This is a genomic window from Nocardia sp. NPDC049707 (genome assembly GCF_040674855.1).
Taxonomy (GTDB): Bacteria; Actinomycetota; Actinomycetes; order Mycobacteriales; family Mycobacteriaceae; genus Nocardia.
The window spans coordinates 155238-176577 of sequence record NZ_JBFANN010000003.1 but is presented as its reverse complement, the minus strand read 5'-3'; the positions used below and the strand labels follow the sequence as shown (position 1 = coordinate 176577).

Annotated in this window: 23 protein-coding genes and 1 pseudogene; 14 read left to right on the top strand and 10 right to left on the bottom strand. The window is 65.8% G+C overall.

Translation table 11 applies throughout. The features are described 5' to 3' along the window. Positions 1-50: 50 nt before the first annotated feature. Together AB0J29_RS05085 and AB0J29_RS05080 are read left to right on the top strand one after the other, a co-directional pair. Positions 51-686: pseudogene (locus tag AB0J29_RS05085) on the top strand (MFS transporter); the annotation flags it as partial. A gap of 73 nt (positions 687-759) precedes the next feature. Next, positions 760-1563: an MFS transporter gene (locus AB0J29_RS05080; protein ID WP_364779457.1), complete on the top strand. Its 804-nt coding sequence runs from the start codon at positions 760-762 to the stop codon at positions 1561-1563. 77 nt (positions 1564-1640) lie between these two features. Here the strand turns inward: AB0J29_RS05080 and AB0J29_RS05075 are convergent, their stop codons facing one another. Both AB0J29_RS05075 and AB0J29_RS05070 read right to left on the bottom strand, forming a co-directional pair. Next, positions 1641-1844, bottom strand: a complete 204-nt coding sequence (locus AB0J29_RS05075) for a hypothetical protein (protein ID WP_364779454.1) — start codon at positions 1842-1844, stop codon at positions 1641-1643. 142 nt (positions 1845-1986) lie between these two features. After that, a complete protein-coding gene (locus tag AB0J29_RS05070) occupies positions 1987-2559 on the bottom strand; it encodes a TetR/AcrR family transcriptional regulator (protein WP_364779450.1) in 573 nt (190 codons plus the stop codon). Between the two features lie 75 nt (positions 2560-2634). On the opposite strand from AB0J29_RS05070, the gene AB0J29_RS05065 reads away from it, so the two are divergent. Continuing rightward, a complete protein-coding gene (locus AB0J29_RS05065) occupies positions 2635-3777 on the top strand; it encodes an FAD-dependent monooxygenase (RefSeq protein WP_364779447.1) in 1143 nt (380 codons plus the stop codon). Positions 3778-4245: 468 nt separating this feature from the next. After that, positions 4246-4758 carry a hypothetical protein gene (locus tag AB0J29_RS05060; RefSeq protein ID WP_364779444.1) on the top strand — a complete coding sequence of 171 codons (513 nt, stop codon included), beginning with the start codon at positions 4246-4248 and terminating at the stop codon, positions 4756-4758. A 32-nt stretch (positions 4759-4790) separates the two neighbouring features. Here AB0J29_RS05060 and AB0J29_RS05055 read toward each other — a convergent pair whose 3' ends face one another. Then, a complete protein-coding gene (locus AB0J29_RS05055; protein WP_364779441.1) occupies positions 4791-6419 on the bottom strand; it encodes a hypothetical protein in 1629 nt (542 codons plus the stop codon). 194 nt (positions 6420-6613) lie between these two features. On the opposite strand from AB0J29_RS05055, the gene map reads away from it, so the two are divergent. Beyond that, positions 6614-7378 carry a type I methionyl aminopeptidase gene (gene map, locus AB0J29_RS05050; protein WP_364779438.1) on the top strand — a complete coding sequence of 255 codons (765 nt, stop codon included), beginning with the start codon at positions 6614-6616 and terminating at the stop codon, positions 7376-7378. A gap of 6 nt (positions 7379-7384) precedes the next feature. Here the strand turns inward: map and AB0J29_RS05045 are convergent, their stop codons facing one another. Continuing rightward, positions 7385-8107 carry a glyoxalase gene (locus AB0J29_RS05045; RefSeq protein WP_364779435.1) on the bottom strand — a complete coding sequence of 241 codons (723 nt, stop codon included), beginning with the start codon at positions 8105-8107 and terminating at the stop codon, positions 7385-7387. Between the two features lie 108 nt (positions 8108-8215). On the opposite strand from AB0J29_RS05045, the gene AB0J29_RS05040 reads away from it, so the two are divergent. Both AB0J29_RS05040 and AB0J29_RS05035 read left to right on the top strand, forming a co-directional pair. Continuing rightward, entirely contained in the window at positions 8216-8764 is a 549-nt protein-coding gene (locus AB0J29_RS05040) for a PadR family transcriptional regulator (protein ID WP_364779432.1), read from the top strand. A 41-nt stretch (positions 8765-8805) separates the two neighbouring features. Continuing rightward, positions 8806-9189, top strand: coding sequence for a PPOX class F420-dependent oxidoreductase (locus AB0J29_RS05035; RefSeq protein WP_364779429.1), 384 nt, complete (start codon positions 8806-8808; stop codon positions 9187-9189). Between the two features lie 33 nt (positions 9190-9222). Here the strand turns inward: AB0J29_RS05035 and AB0J29_RS05030 are convergent, their stop codons facing one another. Genes AB0J29_RS05030 through AB0J29_RS05015 form a run of 4 tightly spaced genes read right to left on the bottom strand, consistent with a single transcriptional unit; the run spans position 9223 to position 13534 of the window. After that, positions 9223-10614 (bottom strand): metallopeptidase TldD-related protein, encoded by a 1392-nt coding sequence (locus AB0J29_RS05030; RefSeq protein WP_364779982.1) that lies wholly within the window; start codon positions 10612-10614, stop codon positions 9223-9225. An 8-nt stretch (positions 10615-10622) separates the two neighbouring features. After that, entirely contained in the window at positions 10623-12152 is a 1530-nt protein-coding gene (locus AB0J29_RS05025) for a TldD/PmbA family protein (protein ID WP_364779426.1), read from the bottom strand. Positions 12153-12190: 38 nt separating this feature from the next. Continuing rightward, on the bottom strand, positions 12191-12343 hold the full coding sequence (locus AB0J29_RS05020) for a zinc ribbon domain-containing protein (protein ID WP_364779422.1): 153 nt from the start codon (positions 12341-12343) through the stop codon (positions 12191-12193). Between the two features lie 12 nt (positions 12344-12355). After that, a complete protein-coding gene (locus tag AB0J29_RS05015; protein WP_364779419.1) occupies positions 12356-13534 on the bottom strand; it encodes a histidine kinase in 1179 nt (392 codons plus the stop codon). A gap of 55 nt (positions 13535-13589) precedes the next feature. On the opposite strand from AB0J29_RS05015, the gene AB0J29_RS05010 reads away from it, so the two are divergent. Then, entirely contained in the window at positions 13590-14357 is a 768-nt protein-coding gene (locus tag AB0J29_RS05010; RefSeq protein WP_364779416.1) for a TSUP family transporter, read from the top strand. Positions 14358-14361: 4 nt separating this feature from the next. Here the strand turns inward: AB0J29_RS05010 and AB0J29_RS05005 are convergent, their stop codons facing one another. Further along, positions 14362-15015: a helix-turn-helix domain-containing protein gene (locus tag AB0J29_RS05005; protein WP_364779413.1), complete on the bottom strand. Its 654-nt coding sequence runs from the start codon at positions 15013-15015 to the stop codon at positions 14362-14364. Between the two features lie 76 nt (positions 15016-15091). Further along, positions 15092-15415, bottom strand: a complete 324-nt coding sequence (locus tag AB0J29_RS05000; RefSeq protein WP_364779410.1) for a helix-turn-helix domain-containing protein — start codon at positions 15413-15415, stop codon at positions 15092-15094. An 87-nt stretch (positions 15416-15502) separates the two neighbouring features. On the opposite strand from AB0J29_RS05000, the gene AB0J29_RS04995 reads away from it, so the two are divergent. The 6 genes from AB0J29_RS04995 (at position 15503) to lnt (ending at position 21271) form a co-directional block, all read left to right on the top strand. Continuing rightward, complete coding sequence (locus AB0J29_RS04995) at positions 15503-16270, top strand: glucose 1-dehydrogenase (RefSeq protein WP_364779407.1); 768 nt, start codon at positions 15503-15505, stop codon at positions 16268-16270. A 140-nt stretch (positions 16271-16410) separates the two neighbouring features. Beyond that, positions 16411-17070 carry a response regulator transcription factor gene (locus tag AB0J29_RS04990; RefSeq protein ID WP_364779404.1) on the top strand — a complete coding sequence of 220 codons (660 nt, stop codon included), beginning with the start codon at positions 16411-16413 and terminating at the stop codon, positions 17068-17070. A gap of 84 nt (positions 17071-17154) precedes the next feature. Next, positions 17155-17631 (top strand): FxsA family protein, encoded by a 477-nt coding sequence (locus AB0J29_RS04985; RefSeq protein ID WP_364779401.1) that lies wholly within the window; start codon positions 17155-17157, stop codon positions 17629-17631. A gap of 120 nt (positions 17632-17751) precedes the next feature. Then, positions 17752-17976, top strand: a complete 225-nt coding sequence (locus AB0J29_RS04980) for a hypothetical protein (RefSeq protein ID WP_364779398.1) — start codon at positions 17752-17754, stop codon at positions 17974-17976. Between the two features lie 54 nt (positions 17977-18030). Beyond that, a complete protein-coding gene (locus tag AB0J29_RS04975) occupies positions 18031-19623 on the top strand; it encodes an amidohydrolase family protein (RefSeq protein WP_364779395.1) in 1593 nt (530 codons plus the stop codon). Continuing rightward, positions 19613-21271: an apolipoprotein N-acyltransferase gene (lnt, locus tag AB0J29_RS04970; RefSeq protein WP_364779392.1), complete on the top strand. Its 1659-nt coding sequence runs from the start codon at positions 19613-19615 to the stop codon at positions 21269-21271. The genes AB0J29_RS04975 and lnt overlap by 11 nt, the downstream gene beginning before the upstream one ends. The last annotated feature ends 69 nt before the right edge of the window (positions 21272-21340 follow it).

The following is a 21340-nucleotide window of genomic DNA, read 5'->3' as shown; positions in this document are numbered from 1 at the left end:
CCGTATCGTTATCGATACAGTGTATCGATAACGATGAGGGGGATCCTGCAATGACACAACCGCGAACGGCATCAACCGCCTTCGACCCGGCCTTGCGCACAGTTGTGGTCGTGGTGCTTCTCGGCGCGATCATGACGATCCTCGACACCACGATCACCAGCGTCGCCGTGAGCACCCTCGCCACCCAGTTCCATACATCGCCGTCGGCGATCCAGTGGGTGCTGACCGGATACACCCTGGCGCTGTCGGCCAGCATCCCGCTGTCGGGTTGGGCGATTGTGCGGTTCGGCCCGAAGACGATGTGGATCGCCTCGCTGCTGCTGTTCATCACCGGATCGGTGCTGTGCGGAATGGCCTGGAACATCACCAGCCTCATCACATTCCGAGTGCTGCAGGGCTTCGGCGCCGGCGTGATCCTGCCGATCGGTCAGACCATGCTGGCCCGCACCGCCGGACCCACCCGGATGGGGCGCGCCATGAGCGCGGTCGCGGTGCCCGCCATGCTCGCCCCAGTCCTCGGCCCGACCGTCGGCGGCCTGATCCTCGGCCACCTGTCGTGGCGGTGGATGTTCTACATCAACGTTCCCCTGTGCGCGATAGCCGTCCTCGCCGCGATTCGGCTACTGCCGACCGACCAGGTCCGCGACCGCGACGCCAGACTCGACATCCTCGGATTGGCGCTGCTGTCACCCGGTTTGGGCGCGCTGGTGTACGGCACCGCACAAGCGGGCAGCGGAACGAGCCCGACCGATATCCGTGTTGACCGGAGTTGCTTTGATCGCCTGCTATGTCCTGCACGCCCGCCGCAAGGGCGATGCGGCCCTGGTCGATGTCCGGCTGCTGCGGGACAGGAATTTCGCCGCGGTCAACGTGCTGGTGTTCGTCTACATCGGTACCTTGTCCGGACTGACGGCGCTGCTGCCCTTGCACTTCCAGTCCGTCGACGGCGACAGCCCGCTGCGTTCGGGAGCGATGGTCGCGCCCCTGGGGCTGGGCGCGATGATGACGACGCTGATCACCGGAAAACTGACCGACAAGCACTCCCCGCGACTGCTGATCCTCACCGGACTGCCCGTCGTGTTGCTCGGTATCGTCTTCCTCGCCCAGATCGGCCCCGACACCAGCAACGCCCTGGTTGTGGCAGCACTGTTCCTGATCGGTCTGGGGCACGGCACGATCATGCCTGCCGCGATGAGCGCCAGCTATCAGACGTTGCAGCGCACGGAAATCCCTTCGGCCACCACCGCTACCAACGTCAGCCTTCGCGCGGCGAGTTCGTTCGGCGTCGCAGTGCTGCTGGTGCTGGTCCAGCGCAACATCGAACACCGGGCCCCCGGTTCAGAGGCGTTCACGAGAACGGACCGAGCCGAGGGAATCACCCATACGCTGACTCACGCGTTCACCCAAACCTACTGGTGGGCACTCGCGATCGGCGCTGTCGCGGTCGTACCCGCGCTGCTGCTGCCCCGGAAATCCACACGAGCATCCGCCCCGGCCACAACCGACACCGACGGTATGGACAAACTGCCAGCAATCAACTCGGGCATCGCGAACGAAAGATAGTCCTTCAGATTGTCGTCCTGGTCGCCACCCAACCGCTGGGCATGACGAGCCCAGCGCGCTTGGTCTGCGACTTAGAGCTACTTATCGCACGGATATCCCTCAACCCCCATTCCCCCCAGCATGGGTGCGGTGCGCCAGACCGGCTCATCGCCGAAGAGTAGGGGCAGCTCGATGCAATGGCCGCCGGTGAGCGGGTTGGCCGCATGCAGTGTTCGCACGCGGTAGCAGTACACACTCGCGCCGACGGCGGAGAGATCGTCGGCCAGCTCGAGGACAGGCATTTAAGATGCCTGACTCACATCCACGCCACCCACCTGGGCCGCGGCTTGACCGCGAACACGATCAACAAGGCAGTCGCCATGATTGTTGACGGAATCACCGAATGGTCGAGGTGATGGGCCGCAGTGATGCGGGCTTCATGGGTCAAGAGATGAAGCTGCGCAACAGGATTCGGATGATTTCGCTGAGGCGCTGCGAGTAGGGGTCGGCGGTGGTGCCTGCGCCTGCCAGTTGGTCGAATATCAGACCGTCGATGCAGGCGACGAACGCGTGCGCGCGTACCTCCGGGTCGGGTGCGCCGAGTTCGGCGAAGAGGTGTGAGGCTAAGGCGCGGATCTGAGCTCCGCCATCAGTCAAGGCCGTGCGCAGCTGGGTGCGGCGGGTCGATTCGAGGGCCAGTTCGTAGCGGGCCAGCATGCGGTCGCGGTCGATGGTGATGAAGCGGTCGACGAGGTTGCTGAGGATGTCGGCGACCTCGTCGACTGCCGGGTTGTCGAGGGGTTCGGTGGCGAGCTCGTCGGTGTCCAGTTCGGCGAGGCGGTGCACGGCTGCTTCGAGCAGGGACTCACGGGTGCGGAAGTGGTTGGAGCAGGAGCCTTCCGGTAGGCCCGCAGTCTGGTCGACCGCACGGTGGGTGAGCCCACGCAGGCCGGAGCGGGCCAGGGTTTCGATCGCCGCGTCGGCCAGAAGCGTGCGTCGGTCTGCGGTGTCGGTCACGGTTGCTTCCTATCTGTCGCATCGTCCACTACAACTGTAGTCAAAAGGATAACTACATCTGTAGTGGAGGTTATCGTGACTGATAACAGGACGGCGATCGTGGTGGGCGGCGGCATCGGTGGTCTGGCCACAGCCATCGCCCTGGCCGACCGTGGCTGGAAAGTCGAGGTGCTCGAGCGGGCATCCGAGATTGGGGAAGTGGGATCGGGAATCTCGTTATGGGCCAACGGTGTGCGGGCGCTGGATGCGCTCGGCCGTGGGCAAGAGGTCAGGACGGCCGGGCGGATCGACGCCGAGGCCGGTATCCGCAACAGGACCGGTAAGTGGCTGTCCAAGACCGATACGGCAGAGCTCGAGCGTCGGTACGGGTCGACGGTCGCCATTCGCCGCGGCGATCTGTTCGCCATCCTGGCCGCGGCCCTGCCGGTGGATACCCTGCGACTCGGCATCGTGGTCACCGCCGTCGACAACAACGGCACGAAAGTGCGGGTCACGCACACCGGTGGCGTGTCAGAGGCTGATCTCGTCGTCGGTGCTGACGGGATCCGTAGCGTAGTGCGGGAGTCGCTCTGGCCGCATGCGCGCGAGCCCCGGTACTCCGGCTACACCGCCTGGCGGATGATCACCCGCCCTCTGGGCTTCGTGCCCGGTGGTAGTGAAACCTGGGGCCGGGGTGAGCGGTTTGGAGTCGTCCCGTTGCGGGACGGGTGTGCATATCTGTTCGGCGTCGCCGACGCGCCGGAGGGGCAGCGGTTCCCGGGGCGGGAATTTGCCGAGGTGCGGCGCAGATTCGCGCACTGGGCCGATCCGATTCCCGCCGCCCTTGCCGCGGTCGACCCGGACGCTGTGCTGCGCCACGACATCTACGATCTGCCGCCCCTGGACACCTTCGTTCGTCAGCGCGTCGCCCTGCTCGGCGACGCCGCCCACGCCATGACTCCGAATCTCGGGCAGGGTGCCAACCAAGCTCTCGAGGATGCGGTGACCCTCGCCGCAGTACTGGACCGGCAGCCGATCGAGTCCGCGTTGGCCGAATACGATCGGCTGCGCCGCAAGCGCACCCAGTCCATTGTGCGGCGTTCCCGAATCATCGGCGACGTGGCTCAATTGTCGTCGCCGACCGCAACCCTATTGCGTGACACTGCGATCCGACTGTCGTCGAGCAGCGCGATGTTGCGCAACCTGGATCCGGTGCTGAGCTGGAATCCGCCGCAGTAATCCACGCCCCGAGTGTGGGAATGCTCTGCACCGCAGCGGGATTCGTTCGTCGTCTGCCGGAAACCGGTGCGTAACGGGTAGCTTCCGACGCAGTAGCTGATCGGACTTGCCCACGCGGTGACGAACGCGGCCTTCGGCGTCTCGATCAGAGCGGGCGGCGAGGTCTGCCCGAGCGCGGCACTGAGAGTATTGGCATAGCAGTAGGGGCCGGAGCCGACACGGGTGACAACGAACGAAACTGGACAATAAGAGCGATGGGTGACGTGGGGGCCTTTCTCCGCCGGTAGCCCGGCTCGACGGGCCGTCACGTACCGGAAATGATTGCGATTAAATAGCTATCAAGCGGCATGTTGGCCAACGATTCGCTCTGAAATGCGATATTGTCCGAAGCCGAGAAGATAGCCGGGAGCGATCATATTCGGTGCCGTTCGTCTGGGAACATCGAAAATCGGAACGAATGGAAGTGCGGTGAAGATCAAGAAACTCCTGGCGACTGCGATCTTGGCCATCGCGGCCACCGGTACAACCACCGTCATGGCCAACGGTCAGGCCGGGGTGGCCTCGGACGTCACCATTGGTGCGAACGCCGGCTCCGTCGCCTACACCACCACCCTCGCCGCCGATCACGCCAGCGCGCTGGTCCGGCTGGCCGCCGGCAGATTCACGCTCGGCCCCGACGCGGTCACCGTGACCGCGGACGACGGCACCGTCGTCGGCGCCATTCCGACGACCTTGCAGGCCCAGACCGGGCAGACGTTCACCCTCACGCCGGCGTTGGACGACACCAGCACGGAATTGATGCTGACCCCGGCGTCGGCCTCCGTGCCAGGGCGGCACCAGGCACAGGGATCCTTCGCCGTCGTCGAGGTCGGCGAGATGATCGGTTGTGTCATCGGCATTCTCATCGGGATCTGGTTCTTCCTGGTGGGTGCCATCATCGGCTGTGCGATCGGTGCGATCATCGGCCAGTTCATCGCCTAGGGCTTCCCCTCCGCCGGCTGGGGCCCTCAGGCTCAGCCGTTGTGCTTCACTCGGAATGGTCCGCCGATACTGTTGAACAGCAGATCCCCGTTCGGGAAGAACTGGATCAGCGCGTAGGCGCCGTTACCGAGGTTGCTCTGCCCGAAGATGGTGCGGTACACCGTCCTTCCTGATTTCCAGTCCAGGCCGGTCACCTCCCAGCCGTCGATCTTGGTGTAGCCGTTGACGAAAACCACGCCGGACTTGCTGCTCTGGCTGGGCACCATGCTGGTCGAGACCACATCGGGACGTGACCACACCGATGACCAACTGTGGTCGGCCGGATCCCATTGGAATCGCTCGATGCCCGATGGTGCCGTGAATACCGGACCGCCCGCCAGCACATCGACGAGCCGGTCCGGTGCGCCTTGCGGTCGAGCATTGTTGACCACGAAGGCGCCGTAGCCGTCCACCACGACCGACTGCTCGCTCTGGATGAACTCGGGCTGTGGATTCAGGCCGGCCGTCACTGGGATCTGGTCGGCGATCCGATCGGATTTGGTGCCCGGTTTGGGTTGGAACCCTTCGGGGATGGCGTCGCGCCAGAACGCGACGAGCTTCATCCGGTCGGCGCCGTCGGTGATCACCACGAGCCGGTCGTCGTTGCCGTAGCCCATCAGTGTGGGGGTCGAGCCGGTGCCGATGCCGAACTTCACCGCGGGCGGCTGGCGTCCGAAATCATAGGGCGATTCCCATGCCCCATCGGCCGCTGCGGTCGAGAGTTTGGAGCCGGTCCACACGACCTTGCGCATGATCTTGTCGGAGGCGGCGTAGATCCCGCCCTTCTCGTCCACGGCCATCGCGTTGGAGACCACCTCGTCGGCGCCGAAATGAACCTGCTGCGGTTCGCCTTGCAGGCTGCGGTCGATAATCGATAGCCCTCGGGTGCTGAGTACGGCCAATTTGCCGTCATAGGTCATATTCAGGCCGACGATGGACTCGGGTTGGCCGCCGAGACCGGGACCGGTGCCGAGCCAGGGTTTGAAGTCGAGGGTGCGCAGAATCCGTACGCCCGCTTCGGGATTGTTCGAATTCTTCAAACCGAACACGACGATCTGCGCATTCTGCGTGACGTAGTAGACCCGATTATCCTTGTCCACCAGGCTGTAGACGCCATTGGTGATGCGCGTCCAATCGAGGCGCCAGTCGTCGTGTACGGCGGCCTCCACCTGACCTACGTCGGTGAAGTTCTGGTCTAGCACCTGGTTCAATGCCTGCGGCGCCAGCGGTGTCACACCCGGTGCGTCCGCGCGGGCGATTTCGTGGAACATGCCATTGCCGACCTGGACATAGACCACGCCCTGGGTGGAGGAGACCCACATGTGGTCCGGATCGGTGGCGGCGAGCGTCATGATGTTGACCGGTCCCGCGGTGATGCGCTGCTGCTGCTTGGGATCGATATGAAATTCGCCCGATGGCGTTTCGTACGGGAAGGTATCGGACTGGCCCGGATCGATGTGGGTGAGCCCGTAGGTCGCGGCGGCGAGATAAGGGTTGCGGGCGGGGCCTGCGGCGGTGCCCGACTGGTTCTCGTGCTTGGCCGACTCGCCGCCGCAGGCGGGAGTGGCCAGGGCCACGGCCAGCGCGACGGCGGCGACGAGTGCCTTGCGGCGCAGGCTCATCGTTTGCTCCTCTACGTTCGCTATCGGGCAGTCGATCGGGCGGAACGCATGCCGCTCGGGGCGGCGAAAAACGAAACAAACCAGTGCTCTCTCGCGTTCGCGAACATAGCACATCGCCTGGTCAGCGGGTAGTTGGTATTTTTATACCGACAACCGCTATGCTCGGTATTAAAATACCGAGATGGAGGTTGGACATGGTGGAGTTGAAGTCACCGGAGGAGATCGAACGCATGCGAGTGGCGGGGCATTTTGTCGCCGAGATCCTGGCGGAACTGCGGGTGCTGGCCCGGGTCGGCGTGAATCTGCTGGATCTGGAAGCGCATGTGCGGCAGCGGATTCGGCAGCGTGGCGCGGTGTCGTGCTACTGGGACTATGCGCCGTCGTTCGGCCGCGGTCCGTTCCGTAATATGGTTTGTCTGTCGGTGAATGATGCTGTCCTGCACGGACTTCCGTTCGATTATGCGCTGCGCGACGGTGATGTGCTGACCATGGATCTGGCGCTGGGCATCGACGGATGGGTAGCCGACTCGGCTACCAGCATGATCGTCGGTACCGCCGATGCGGAGGATCTGCGGCTGATCAAGGCTACCGAGGACGCGCTGGCGGCCGCGATCGCGGTTGCGTTGCCCGGCAATCGGATGGGCGATATCTCCGCCGCCATCGCGGAGGTCGCGCGGGCGAACGGCTATCCGGTGAATACCGAATTCGGCGGGCACGGGCTCGGGCGGACAATGCACGAGGATCCGCATGTGGCGAATGTGGGGCGTGCGGGTCGCGGGTATCTGCTGCGGCCCGGGTTGACCATTGCGATCGAGCCGTGGTTCGCGCGCACGACCGACCGGATTTACACGGATCCGGATGGTTGGACGATCCGCTCGGCGGATGGTTCGCGGACCGCGCACTCCGAGCACACGATCGCGATCACCGCGGACGGGCCGCAGGTGTTGACGGCCGCATAACCTGTCTCAATCTGTTTGAGAGAGCCAATCCGCGAGATCGGTGGCGGCGCGCGTCTCGGTCGCGACGCTCGCGCGTTCGGCTGCCGAGAGCGGCATGGTCCTGAGTTCGGCGCGCAACTCCTCGGCCCGCTCGGAATCGCCGGTGGCGATGGCCAATTCGGTCAGCGCCGCGAGCGCCCGAGCCTTATCGGCAGTCGACGCTTGCGCGGAGTAGCGACCGAGGCCGACCTCGAGCACCCGGATCGCGGTCGCATCGTCATTCTTGAAATCGCGCAGGATGCGGGCATTGTCCAGCACCCGTGCCAGGCCGTCGAGTTCGCGCGAGCCGCCGTACTCGACGTCTTCGGGCTCGTCGCGCTGGATGTAGATGATGGTATTGCCCACCGGGTCGACCACACTGAATCTGCTTTGGCCGGGCCGGAATCGGGTGATGCGCGGGCAGCCCTTCGCGGGGACCTTCCCGTAACGCTTGCGCAGTGCCGCGGTGAATGCGCCGTGGCGCTCCGCGACATCGTCGAGCATGACCAGGCAGCAGACCTGTTCCGTGGGGAGTTCGGTGCCCGGCGGAGCGGCGGCGAAATGGACCGCGCAGCCATTGGCCTCGATCGCGCCGTAGGCGTATGGCCTGGTCTGCTCACGGGTCACCGTGTAGCCCAGAGCTCGGTAGAAGTCGAGGGTGTCCTTCAGATCGCCGCTCCACAACACCGGAACCGTTGTATCGCCCGTCATCGCCTACCTCACTTGCGGTAATCAATTTTGACTACCGGAGATTATGGCGGTGAAATGTCAGAAGTCAAATTTGAGTAGTATGGCCGTTTCGAGAGAAGGGATGTCCGGATGTCGGCGGTGCGCCTGCTGGTCCTCGGCGTGATGCGGTTGCGTCAGCCGACCTATGGCTATGCCGTGCGTCGCGAACTGCTGTCATGGCGTGCCGAAACCTGGACGAATGTGAAGCCTGGGTCCATCTATCACGCGCTGAAACAGCTGACGCAGGAAGGGAAATTGAGCGCGTACGGAACCCAGGGGAGTGCCGAGGGTCCGGGGCGGACCCTGTTCGAACTGACCGAGGCGGGGGAGGCCGAGTTCCGCAAGCTCATGGACGAGGCGCTGGTCAGCGTCGATATGGAGGAACTCGGTGCGGGGATCGCGTTCATGGATGCGCTGCCACGCGCGCACGTCGTCGAGAAGTTGCGCGAACAACGCCGCAATGCCGCGGCTGTTCGCGACGATCTGCTCGCCATGATCCCGACCTTCCCCGGCCGATACGAACCGCCACATGCAACCGATCTGCTCGAGCTGTGGAGCGGCGTATTCGACAACCTGTCGCAATGGACCGGTGGCGTACTCGAGCGCATGGAGGCGGGTGAATACCGGATGCCGGACTGATGGCGGGCGCCCGCCGGTCCGCTGGCGGATAGGCTGGCCGCATGACGAACACGCTGGGTGCGGTCGGCAAGGCCGATTACGTGCTGCTGACGACCTTCCGCAAGGATGGCACACCGGTCGGCACCGCCGTTTGGGCCGCCGAGGACGATGGCAAGCTGTATGTGTGGACCGAGACCAACAGCTGGAAGGTCAAGCGGCTGCGCAACAATCCCGCCGTCACCTTCCAGCCGTGCAGTCCGTCCGGTAAGCCGCGCGGTGACGTCATCGAAGGCACCGGCCGGGTGCTCGATGCCGCCGGCACCGAACGGGTGCGCAAGCTGATCAAGAAGAAGTACTGGCTACTCGGCCCGATTCTGGTGACCGCGAGCAGCATTCGCCGCGGCAAGTCCGGCACCATCGGCCTCGAGATCACCCCGGCCGCGTAGTTTGCGGGCTCCCGCGGCGGGAGCCCACCGCCGTCAGGTCGCCTGGCTGACCGAGGACATGTGGAAATCCGGGATTCGCAAGGGCGGCATGGCGGTTCGGGTGAACCAGTCCTTCCATTCCCGGGGGAGGGTGGTTTCGGTGGCACCAGCTTCGGTGGTGCGGCGCAGCAGGTCGAGGGGGCTTTCGTTGAATCGGAAGTTATTGACCGCGGCGGTGACCGCGCCGTTTTCGACCAGGTAGACGCCGTCGCGGGTGAGACCGGTGAGCAGCAGGGTGGCGGGATCGACCTCGCGGATGTACCAGAGCGTGGTCAGTAGTAGGCCGCGCTCGGTATCAGCGATCATCGCATCGATGCTCGCGCGGGAGCCGCCGGTCATCAGCAGGTTATCGCCGGGAACCGTAGTGGGAGCGCCGAATTCGGCGGCGGTGGCACGTGGGTAGACCAGCGATTGGATCACGCCGTCGCGTAGCCAGTCCACCCGCCCGGCCGACATACCGTTGTCGAACACCGACAGCGATTCCGAGGACGACGAAGTCGCCACGAACGGACGATATTCGAGGCCGCGCGCGTTCGGATCGGAGTAGAGCGTCAGTGGGATATCGCTGAGCCGCTCTCCGATTCGGGTGCCGCCAGCCTTGGCGAAGGCGCTGTGCCCCTCGTGCGCGCCGCGGCCCTCCATGGACCACGCCAGGTAGATCATCAGATCCGCGACAGCCGAGGGCGGTAGTAGGGTTTCGTAGCGACCCGCGGGCAGCTCGACCCGTCGCTTGGACCAATCCAACCGCCGTGACAATTCGGTGAGCAGCCCGGGTACGTCGACATCGGTGAAGTCCGAGGTGCCGACACCAACCCACGCACTCGCGAGATCCGCGCCCTCGCCCCGCTTTCCATTGATCTCCACCGAACCGGTGGGCTGCACGAAGCGACGGCGAATACCTGTGGACGTGCCCAGCCACATCGTATGCATCTGGTGGTGGGCGAAACCGTAGAGCCGATCGGCGCCGTCGAATCCGCCGGCCAGGTCGCGGGCGAGGTCGGTGAACACCTCGATCCCGGTGCTGCCCGGTGCGGCCGCCCAGTCGCCGGCGGCGTGCGGCAGACCAGCCGAATCCGGCATGAGCAGCGGCATTGCATCCTTCGCGGGTTCGGCGCTACGGGCCGCCGTCTCGCTGGCGCGGACAACCGCTTCGATCTCGGCCGGGTCGACGCTGGTGGAGCCGACGCTGCCGACGCGTGCGGAGTTCGGGCCGTCGCGGAAGATCGAAATGACCGCCCAGTCGCGGGAAATCGAGGAGCCATTGGTGGTCATCGAGTTGCCCGCCCAGCGCAGTGACGCCTCATGCGCATCGGTGACGATGACCATCGCCTCGTCCGCATGCGACAGCGCGAGCGCCTGCTCGACGACGGCACCAGCGGGCATCATCACCTCGGTCACTGGCCTGCCTCCGTCCGGGTATTGAGAATGTTGATGCCGCGCACCAGGACCGACGGGCAGCCGTGGCTGACCGCCGCGACCTGGCCGGGTTGGGCCTTACCGCAGTTGAATGCGCCGCCGAGGCGCCAGGTGGACGGTCCGCCGACCGCCTCCATGGCACCCCAGAAGTCGGTGGTGGTGGCCTGATAGGCGACATCGCGCAGCTGACCGTCGAGCTTGCCGTCGCGAATGCGGAAGAATCGCTGGCCGGTGAACTGGAAGTTGTAGCGCTGCATATCGATCGACCAGGACTTGTCGCCGACGACATAGATGCCGTTCTCGACCCGGGAGATGAGTTCGGCTGTGCTGGTGTCGTTTTCGGGATCCGGCTGCAGCGACACATTGGCCATGCGCTGGATCGGCACATGGTGCGCCGAGTCCGCGTAGGAGCAGCCGTTGGAGCGTTCGAGGCCGAGGCGTGGGGCGAAGGCGCGGTCGAGTTGGTAGCCGACCAGAATGCCGTCGCGCACCAGATCCCAGCGTTGTCCAGCGACGCCCTCGTCGTCGTAGCCGACCGAGGCCAGCCCGTGCACCTCGGTGCGGTCACCGGTGACGTGCATGATCGGCGTTCCGTACTGCAAGGTGCCGAGTTTGTCCGGGGTCGCGAACGAGGTGCCCGCGTAGGCGGATTCGTAGCCGATGGCGCGGTCGTATTCGGTGGCGTGGCCGATGGATTCGTGAATGGTCAGCCACAGATTGGTCGGGTCGATCACCAGGTCGGTCGGGCCCGCCTCGACGCTCGGCGCCTTCACCTTCTCGGCAAGCCACCCCGGGATCCGTGCGAGTTCGTCACTCCAGTCCCAGATTCCGTCCGCACCAGTGACGTACTCCCACCCGCGTCCGACTGGCGCGGCGAGGGTGCACATGGTCTCGAAGGCGCCCGCCGCCGCGTCCACGGTGATCGCCTCGAGCTGCGGGTGCAGGCGCACGCGCTGCTGCGTGATCGCGGAGCCCACGGTGTCGGCATAGAAGGTCTGCTCCTTGACCTGCAGCACCGAGGCGGTGACGTGATCGACGCCGTCGGCGGCGGACAGACGGCCCGAATAATCCTGCAGTACACCGACCTTGTCGGCGGTCGGCACCGTGAACGGGTCGACGTCGTAGGCCGAAACCCACTGCACATCGTCGTATCGCGGCTCGTCGGCGAGTTCGACACGCTCGCGATTGAGGGCGCGTAGGGTCGTCGCCACCGTGACCGCCCGGCGCGCGACCTCGGCCGCGGTCTCCGGGGTGAGTGCGGCATGCGAGGCGAAACCCCAGGTGCCGTCGACGATCACGCGGACGGCGAAGCCGAGGTCGGTGGCATTGCTGATCGCCTCGACTCGGCCGTCACGCAGGCGGATCGACTGGGTGACCAGCCGATGCACCCGCAGATCGGCGTGCTGTGCGCCTGCCGCACGCGCCGCGGACAGCGCGGCGTCGGCGAGCGCGTGCAGTGGTAACGCAAGGAACTCGGCGTCCACATCCTTGGAAGTCGCGATGCTCACCCGATCAAACCTACAGCGTCTCGCTCAACACCGAGATTTCAGCGAGACCGTCTCGCGGCGAGGTTGACCGCGGCGTTGTGATCGCGGTCGAGTCGACGGCCACACCCGCAGACCCAGATTCGGTCGGCCAAGGTGAGTTCGGCCTTTCGGGTACCGCAATATGATCTGAACCGGGACCGCGATCGGCGCAAAACGCCACCCGGCTAACCGTTGTCGTTGCCGCGCACCAGCGGAATGGTCGCGTGTACCCGCCACGTGCCGTCGGCGGTGCGGCCCGCTTCCAGCGTGCCGCCGAGTACGGCGATGCGTTCGCGCATGCCGACCAATCCCATACCGCCGCCGACAATCGAGCTCACGGCCTGCTCCTGCACCGAAACCCCGCCGGTATCGGTGACTTCGATGACCACGTCCGCATCGCCGCGCTGCACCCGCACCCATGCCTTCGGATGAGAGCCGGCGTGCCGGAGCGTATTGGTCAGTGATTCCTGCACGATGCGGTGCGTGCCGAGACTCACCTCGGGCGCGATATCGTCGAGTTCCCCGGTCATTTCGAGTTCCACCGCGAGGCCGGTATCGCGCATCATTTCGACCACCTTCGCCAGCCCCGCGGTTCCGTGCTGCGGCAACTGATCCGGAGCGTGCTCGATGCGCAACAGTGCGACGGTTCGGCGCAATTCCCGCAAGGCATCCCGGCCGGTGCTCGCGATCGTGGTCAACGCCCGTTCGGCCGCGTCCGGATCGCGGCGTAGCGCATACTTCGCACCGTCGGCCTGCACGATGATCACACTGACCGCATGAGCGACGACATCGTGCAGTTCGCGTGCGATGCGGGTGCGTTCGGCGGCGACGGCATCGTGCGCGCGGCGTTCCCGGTCGTAGTCGGCGACTGCGAGCCGTGCCGCCACCTCTTGGTCGTAAGCGTGTCTGGCACCGATGAATTCGGCCAACGTCCAGCACAGCGCGTAGAACATCGCGGTGAAGATCAGATCCGAGCCGGCCGGTTTGTGCACCACGAGAAATGAGATGCTGCTGTAGGCGATCAGGCCGAGCACATACCACAGTGCTTCCTTGCGACCGACATACGCGACCAGCGTGTAGAGCATGATGCCGAGCCCCAACAGCGCGATATGGTCGGCGTTGTCGTCGGACGCGTAGCTCACCAGCGTCGAGGCGATCGAGAGACCGAGCATCACGCCCGCCATCGCCCGCGGGTACAGCCGCCGAAACGCCACCGGTCCCGTCAACAGCACACCGGTTCCCAGGTAGGCCAGCTTGCTATCGGAATTGCCGACCGCGAGAATCTCGAGCAGCATCAGCACGGCGGCCAATAGCGAATCCGAGATGAGGGGCTTGCCGCGAAGCCACAGACTGAACCGGCGCACGAGCATCAGCCTAGGTGCGGACAGGCACGATCCAACCATCTGGTTGGGTGACCGGGTGGATTTCTCAGACTGGGCTGCCCTACTAACGGCCGCGACCGCCGCGGGCTGGGTGGATGCGGTGGTCGGCGGCGGCGGATTGATCATCCTCCCGACATTGTTCGTCGTCGCGCCGGGCATCGCACCACAGACCGCGCTCGGTACCAATAAACTCGCCGCGGTCGCGGGCACCAGCGCATCGGTCATCACATTCGCGCGCAAAGTTCCCATGCGGTGGCGCACGCTGCTGCCCGCGGCGGCGATCGCTGCGGTCACCGCGGCGACCGGTGCGGCCGCGGTGTCCCTCATCGATCGCGACCTGTTCATCCCGATCGTGATGGTCGTGCTGGTCGGCGTCGCGGTATTCGTCACGCTGCGCCCGTCGATCGGCATCACCCTGGCCACGCACGCACCGTCCCGGCGCAAGTTCGTGCTGGTGATTGCGCTGGCCGCCGGGTTGATCGGATTCTACGACGGACTGCTCGGCCCCGGCACCGGCACCTTCCTGATCATTACCTTCGCCACCCTGCTCGGCACCGAATTCGTGCGCGCGGCCGCGATGGCGAAGGTAATCAACTGCGGATCCAATGTCGGCGCGCTGATCTACTTCGGCGTCACCGGCCACATCATGTTCGTGCTGGGCGCGGCCATGGCGGTCGGCAATGTGGCCGGCGCGATCATCGGCTCACACATGGCATTACGCAACGGCGCGAAGTTCGTGCGCGTCGTACTGCTGATGGTCGTCATCGTCATGGTGATCCGTTTGGGCTGGCAGCAATTCGGCTGACGGATCAGTGCATCGGTCCGGCATGCATCTTGGTATTCGACGCGAGCCACGGCTGCAGTACGCGCGAGGTCGTCTCGTGGATCTGGCGATGCAGCCGCTCGCCGTCGACTCCGGTCACCGGACTCTGGAACAGCACCGTCAGCGCGCCGGACACCGCGCCTACCACGGCACCGACCAGTGCGGCGGCGCCGACCTCGTCCAATTCGGCGGGAAATGCCATATGCAACTGCCGCGCGATCTCGCGCTGGGCGACCAGTTGCGCATGTGCGGCCCGCCCGCTCACCGCGGGCACCGTGCGCGAAACCTGTGCGCGCAGTGCGGCAATGCGCGCGCTCAGATCATCGACGAGATGTTCGCCGGGATTGTCACCCGCCGCACGCAATGCGCGCAGCAGCACCTCCACCGGCCGCTCGCCGGGCCGACGAGTCGCAATGGCTGCCACTGCGGCGCGCACCCGTTCGTCCTGCTCCTGGAAGAGCAACTCTTCCTTACTGGCGAAGTAGTTGAAGAAGGTCCGGGTACCGACCTCGGCCACGGCGGCGATATCGGCCACTGTGGTTTCCTCATAGCCTCTGTTCTCGAAAAGCTCGACAGCAGCCTCGAGGAGGGCACGGCGGGTACGTTCTCGTTTGCGATCGCGGAGGGCGGATGGCGGCACGCGGGCACAGTACGGCATAACCCGACTTGGGTACGGTAACCGCGAATTTCGCGCGCGCCATGCGGCCGAACCGTGATCACATTCGGGTTGTCTCCGACTGATCCCGGCGGGCCGCGTCGAGCACCGAATCCAGCAAACCCGGGAATCGGGCGTCGAGATCGTCACGGCGCAACGACTGCAAGGTTTCTCGTCCGGATGGCCGCTGCCAGATGATGCCCGCATCGCGCAGTACCCGATAGTGGTGTGTCAGATTGGATTTGGGCACACCGTCCACGATCGAACCGCAGGTGTGCTCGGCCCCATCCGCGAGCACTCGAACGATCCGCAGCCGCAACGGATTTCCCAACGCGGCAAATACATTCGCCAACTCGATCCGATCCCGCTCGGGATGTGCAGTCATCACACCTCCCAGGATAGCTCGATTGTTGACATACAGTCGAACTGTCCATATATTTTTGAACTATCCAACTGTATGAGAGGTCGTGCCATGCCGAGCAATTCCCGATTCGACGACAAGATCGCGCTGATCACCGGCGGAACCAGCGGTATGGGTTCGGCCACCGCGCGCAGATTGCTCGACGAGGGCGGGCGGGTGGTCATCACCGGACGGGATAAATCCCGCCTCGATGCGGCGGTCGAAGAGCTGAACGGTGGCGATCGCGTCCTCGGAATCCCCGGCGACGCAGCCGATCTCGCCGATCTCGACGTGTTGACGGCCGCGATCCGGGACCGTTACGGACGCCTGGACGTGGTTTTCGCCAATGCGGGCGTCGGTGCATTCCAGGCGGTCGCCGATGTCACCGAGGCCGAGTTCTACCGGGTCGTCGATATCAACTTCAAGGCCGCGTTCTTCACCATCCAGCAGACCCTCCCGCTGCTGGCCGATGGTGGCGCGATCGTGATCAACGCATCATTCGCATTGCATCGGGGCGGGCCCGGCGCGGCACTCTACTCGGCGACCAAGGCGGCGGTGCACAACCTCGCACGCACACTGGCGGCCGAACTGGCACCCAGGCGCATCCGGGTCAACTCGGTGAGTCCGGGTTACACCGGGACTCCCGCGTTCTATGCCGAAGCCTCGCCGGACGTGCAGGCCGCCGCCGTCGCCACCGTGGCCGCGGGGCGCATCGGCACCTCAGCGGATGTCGCCGCCGCGGTCGCCTTTCTCGCCTCCGACGAGGCGTCATACATCAACGGCCAGGACCTGCTCATCGACGGTGGTCTCGTAGCCGCCACCCCCGCGGCCATGGTCTAGCACTACGCCACCGCACCTTCGCGCGGGATGCAGCCCTGGTGTCATGACCGACAACCGGCGAGCGTCATGCACGATTGCATCCGATGCAGCGCCGCGCACGGTGCGTAAAACACGCTGGACGGGGCCGATAGATTAGGGACGTGCCGATTACCGTTCTCGTTGTCGACGATCAGGAACTCATGCGTATGGGGTTGAAGATGGTGCTCGGTGCGCATCCGGACATCGAGGTGATCGGAGAGGCCGAGAACGGAGCCGCCGCGATATCCCGGGCCAAGGAGTTACGACCGGATGTGGTGCTGATGGATGTGCGGATGCCGGTCGTCGACGGGGTATCCGCCACCCAGCGCATCGTCGAGGCGGGTGACGGCTGCAGGGTACTGATGATGACCACATTCGATCTCGACGAACACCTATTGGGCGCGCTGCGAGCCGGCGCGAGCGGATTCCTGTTGAAGGACACGCCGCCCGAGGATCTGGTCTCGGCGATCCGGAGTGTCGCGGGCGGCGATGCGGTGGTGTCGCCGAAGGTGACCAAGCGGCTGCTGGACCGGCTCATCGGCGATGACCCGGGCGGTACGCGGGATCCGGTGGTGCTCGATGTGCTGACCGCGCGGGAGCGTGAGGTGCTGGAGCAGATCGCGGCAGGGCGCTCGAACGCCGAGATCGCCGAGCAGCTGTATCTGTCCGAGGCGACCGTCAAGACACACGTCGGGCGGGTGCTGACGAAACTCGGTCTGCGCGACCGGGTTCAAGCGGTGGTGCTGGCCTATGAGACCGGGCTGGTGCGACCAGGCGGCTGAGATCTCAGCGAGCTATCAGGAGCGATCGGGAGAAAAATCGGACCGTGCGACGTTGAACCGGGTAGATCGTCCGAAAGGATCGCCATGCCCGCCATACTGTTCGTGCTCTACGTCATCGTCGAGATCGCCGCGCTGATCGGCGTCGGTCACCTCATCGGGGTGATGCCGACCATCCTACTGCTCATCGCCGGGTCCGCCGCGGGCATGCTGCTCATCGGCTCCCAGGGTCGTCGCGTCTTCGAACAATTCCGGCGCGCCGGGCGTGGGGAGATCAATCCGGGTACCGCGGTCGCCGACGGTGCGCTCGTCGCCGCGGGCGGGTTCCTGATGTTCATCCCGGGCCTGGTCACCTCGTTCTTCGGGCTGCTCCTGCTGCTGCCGCCGACCCGCTTCCTGGTCCGTCCGCTGGTCGCCGCGTTCGCGGCGCGCCGGTTCGGCCGACTGGCGGCGGCGATGCCGTATCGCGGCGTGATCATCGACGGAGACGATGTGGTCGACGGCGTGGTCGTCACCGAGTGGTACGACGACCCTCGCCCGTCGACTCGCCCCGCTCTCCCGTAGCGATTGCTCGGAAGGGTCCGTCGCGTCTGTTCGGGTTCACATCAGGCCGCTTCGATAACCGTGCCGACTATCACCCTCGTGCCCATTTTGTGAGACGGATCAAAGGACTAGGGTGGCCAGATGGCGACCGAAGAACTCACCGTCACGGTGAGTGAGGAGCTGGCAGCGGCGGTTCGGCAGGCCGCGGCGGCTGCGGGACAGTCGATTTCCGGATTCACGGCTGCGGCATTGCGGTTGGAACTGATCGCGGTGGAGGCGGGTATGCGGGCCGCACCCGGTGGCGCGGCGCCAAAATACGCGGAGGTCATGGCGGTGCTCGCACAACCCGCGGACGTTTCGCCGTAGGGGAGGCTGTCCGACTCGACCGACTGAAACACGCATACGGCAGACTGGTCTCTCGTGAGTACCCAGTTGCTGATCGGCGGTCGTTTCTATAGCTCGAGTTCACCCGACGCGACGGCAATGGCCGTGACCGATGGCACCGTGGTGTGGCTCGGCGCCGAACAACCCGGACGCGCGCTGCATCCAGATGCGGAGATCATCGACCTGGACGGTGCTTTTGTCGCACCGGCGTTCGTCGATCCGCACGTGCACGTCACTGCGTTGGGCTCGAAGCTGACCGGACTCGATCTGTCGGCGGCACGCTCACTCGAACACTGCCTGGACCTGTTGCGCACATTCGCGGTGTCGCATCCCGACGGCGCGATTCTCGGTGACGGCTGGGACGAGACCGCATGGCCGGAAGGTCGCCCGCCGACAGTCGAGGAGATCGACGCAGCGGTGCAGCCGGGGCGGCAGGTGTATCTGTCACGGGTGGACGCGCATTCGGCGGTGGTGTCGTCGGCGTTGTTGACTGCGGCCGTCGCAGCCGCATCGGGCTTCACCCGCGGTGCACCCCTGCGCACCGACGCGCATCACCTGGTGCGCACCGCGGTTCTCTCGGGATTGGATCGCGCACAACGGGATCGGGCGCGCAAGGCGGCGTTGGATGCGGCGGCCGCGCACGGTGTCGTGGCCGTGCACGAATGTGGGGGACCGGAGATTGCCGGGCGCACCGATATTCGTGAGTTGCTCGAGTTCGACCACGGTGTGGAAGTCCGCGCCTATTGGGGTGAGGTGGTGCGCACCGCTGACGAGGCGCGGGCGCTGGTCGCCGAACTCGGGGTGCACGCGCTCGGCGGCGACCTGTTCGTGGACGGTTCGATCGGTTCGCACAGTGCCCGGCTTCGCGCGCCTTACGCCGATGGCGCCGGAACCGGTCTCGGCTACCTCGACGCCGATACGATCGCCGCACATGTGCGCGCCTGCACCGAGGCGGGCATCCAAGCCGGATTCCACGTCATCGGTGATGCCGCGATGGACGCTGTCGTCGCCGGGTTCGAACGCGTGGTCGCCGAACTCGGTGGTCCGGCCGTCGCGTCCCGCGCGCACCGCGTCGAGCATGCCGAGATGATCGATGCCGATCAGATCGCGAAACTGGCCGCGTGGGGCGTAATCGCCAGTGTCCAGCCGGGTTTCGACGCGACCTGGGGCGGTCCACACGGCATGTACGCCACCCGCCTCGGCGCCGAACGCGCCGCGACCCTGAATCCGTTCGCGGCTATGGCCGCAGCGGGCATCGCCCTCGCTATCGGCTCGGACGCACCGGTCACCCCACTCGACCCCTGGTCGGCGGTTCGCGCCGCGGTCAACCACCGCACCCCCGGCCACGGCCTCTCACCCCGTGCCGCCTTCGCCGCCGCCACCCGCGGTGCCTGGCGCGCGGGCGGCATCCGCGACGGCGTCGCCGGCACTCTGGTTCCGGGGGCCCCCGCCTCCTATGCGATCTGGGACGCCGCCGACCTCGTCGTCGCAGCCGCCGCCGACACCGTCCAACGCTGGTCCACCGACCCCCGCTCGCGCGTCCCCGGCCTACCGCCTCTCGATCCGAACGCATCCCTGCCCACCTGCTTGCGCACCGTCCACCGCGGAGTCACCATCCATGAGGCCTGAAACATCGGGCGTGGGGCGCATAACGGCCGCGCTCGGGCGGTACGCGGTACTTAGTCGGTCGGTGGCGGCGGTGGTTTCGGGGCTGCTCATCTTCGGAAGCTTTCCGCCGCGGCCGTTCTGGTTCCTCGCGCCGATCGGGATCGTGGTGCTGACCCTGACCGTGCGCGGCGCCGCGCGGTTGCGTGGGGGGTTCGGGTACGGATTCCTGGCGGGGCTCGGGTTCTTCGTTCCGTTGTTGCCGTGGACCGGGATCTACGTGGGCCCGGTGCCGTGGCTCGCGTTGTCGGCAGTGTGTTCCCTATATATAGGACTATTCGGGCTCGCGGCGCGGTCGTTGTTTTCGCTGCCGGGGTGGCCGGTGTGGGTGGCGTTGACGTGGACGGCCACCGAGTGGCTGCGATCGAGCTTTCCGTTCGGCGGATTCCCGTGGGGGCGGTTGGCGTTCGGACAGGCCGACGGGTGGTACCTCTCGCTGGCCATGGTCGGTGGCGCGCCGCTCGTCGGATTCGCGGTGGCGCTCACCGCAACCGCCGCGGCTGCACTGCTGCTGCACTTGTGGACTCGCACGACAGTCGCGCCGACGGATAATCCTTCGGCTGCCGAGCCGGGCCGTGCGAATACCATGACCTGCCTCGGAATTATCGCCGCGGCGGCGACTCTGGTCATCATCCCGGTCACCGGAGTGATCCTGCGGACCGCGCTGCCCGGCCCCGGGGAGGGCGACCGGACGATCACGGTCGCCGCCATCCAGGGCAGCGTGCCGCGGCTCGGGCTGGACTTCAATGCCCAGCGCCGCGCGGTACTGGACAACCATGTCCGGCGCACCGAGGAATTGGCTCGGGCGGTCGCGGAGGGCAAGGCACGCAAGCCGGACGTGGTGATCTGGCCGGAGAACTCATCCGATATCGACCCCCTGCGCAATGCCGACGCGGCCGCGGAGATCACCGAGGCGTCCGAGCAGATCGGCGCGCCGATCCTCGTCGGTGCGGTACTGGTGAACGGCGATCGCACGACAACGAACTCGGTCATCGTCTGGAACGGTGCGGCCGGTCCGGGAGAGCGGCACGACAAGAAGATCATCCAGCCGTTCGGCGAATACCTGCCCATGCGCGGCTTCTTCCGCCTGTTCTCCGAATACGCCGACCGCGCCGGATACTTCGTCCCCGGCAACGGTAACGGCACTGTGCATGCCGACGGCATCGATATCGGCGTCGCGACCTGCTACGAGGTCGCCTTCGACCGAGCCTTCCAGGATTCCATGCACGCGGGTGCGCAACTGCTGGCCGTGCCCACCAACAACGCCACCTTCGGCGACAGCGAAATGACCTATCAGCAGCTGGCCATGTCTCGGATCCGCGCCGTCGAACACGGTCGTGCCCTCGTGGTCGCCGCCACCTCCGGTGTCAGCGCCATCATCACCGCGGACGGCACGGTCCAGCAGCAGACACCGAAGTTCGTACCCGACGCCCTAGTCGCCGAACTGCCATTGCGGAGCAGCGTGACACTCGCGACCCGATTCGGCCCGCAACCGGAACTTCTCTCGGTTATTCTTTCCGCTGCTGCCGTGGTGGTGGCTTTTATCCGGCGGCGAAAGGCGCGCGGCGAGTCCGCGAAAGACCGGGCGACCATGGACCAGCCGGTCGGCTGAGCTCGCAAGATCGGCTGAACGCGACGCATAGGGGCTTCCCCTAACCAAACAGTTGGTATGTTTCGGGGC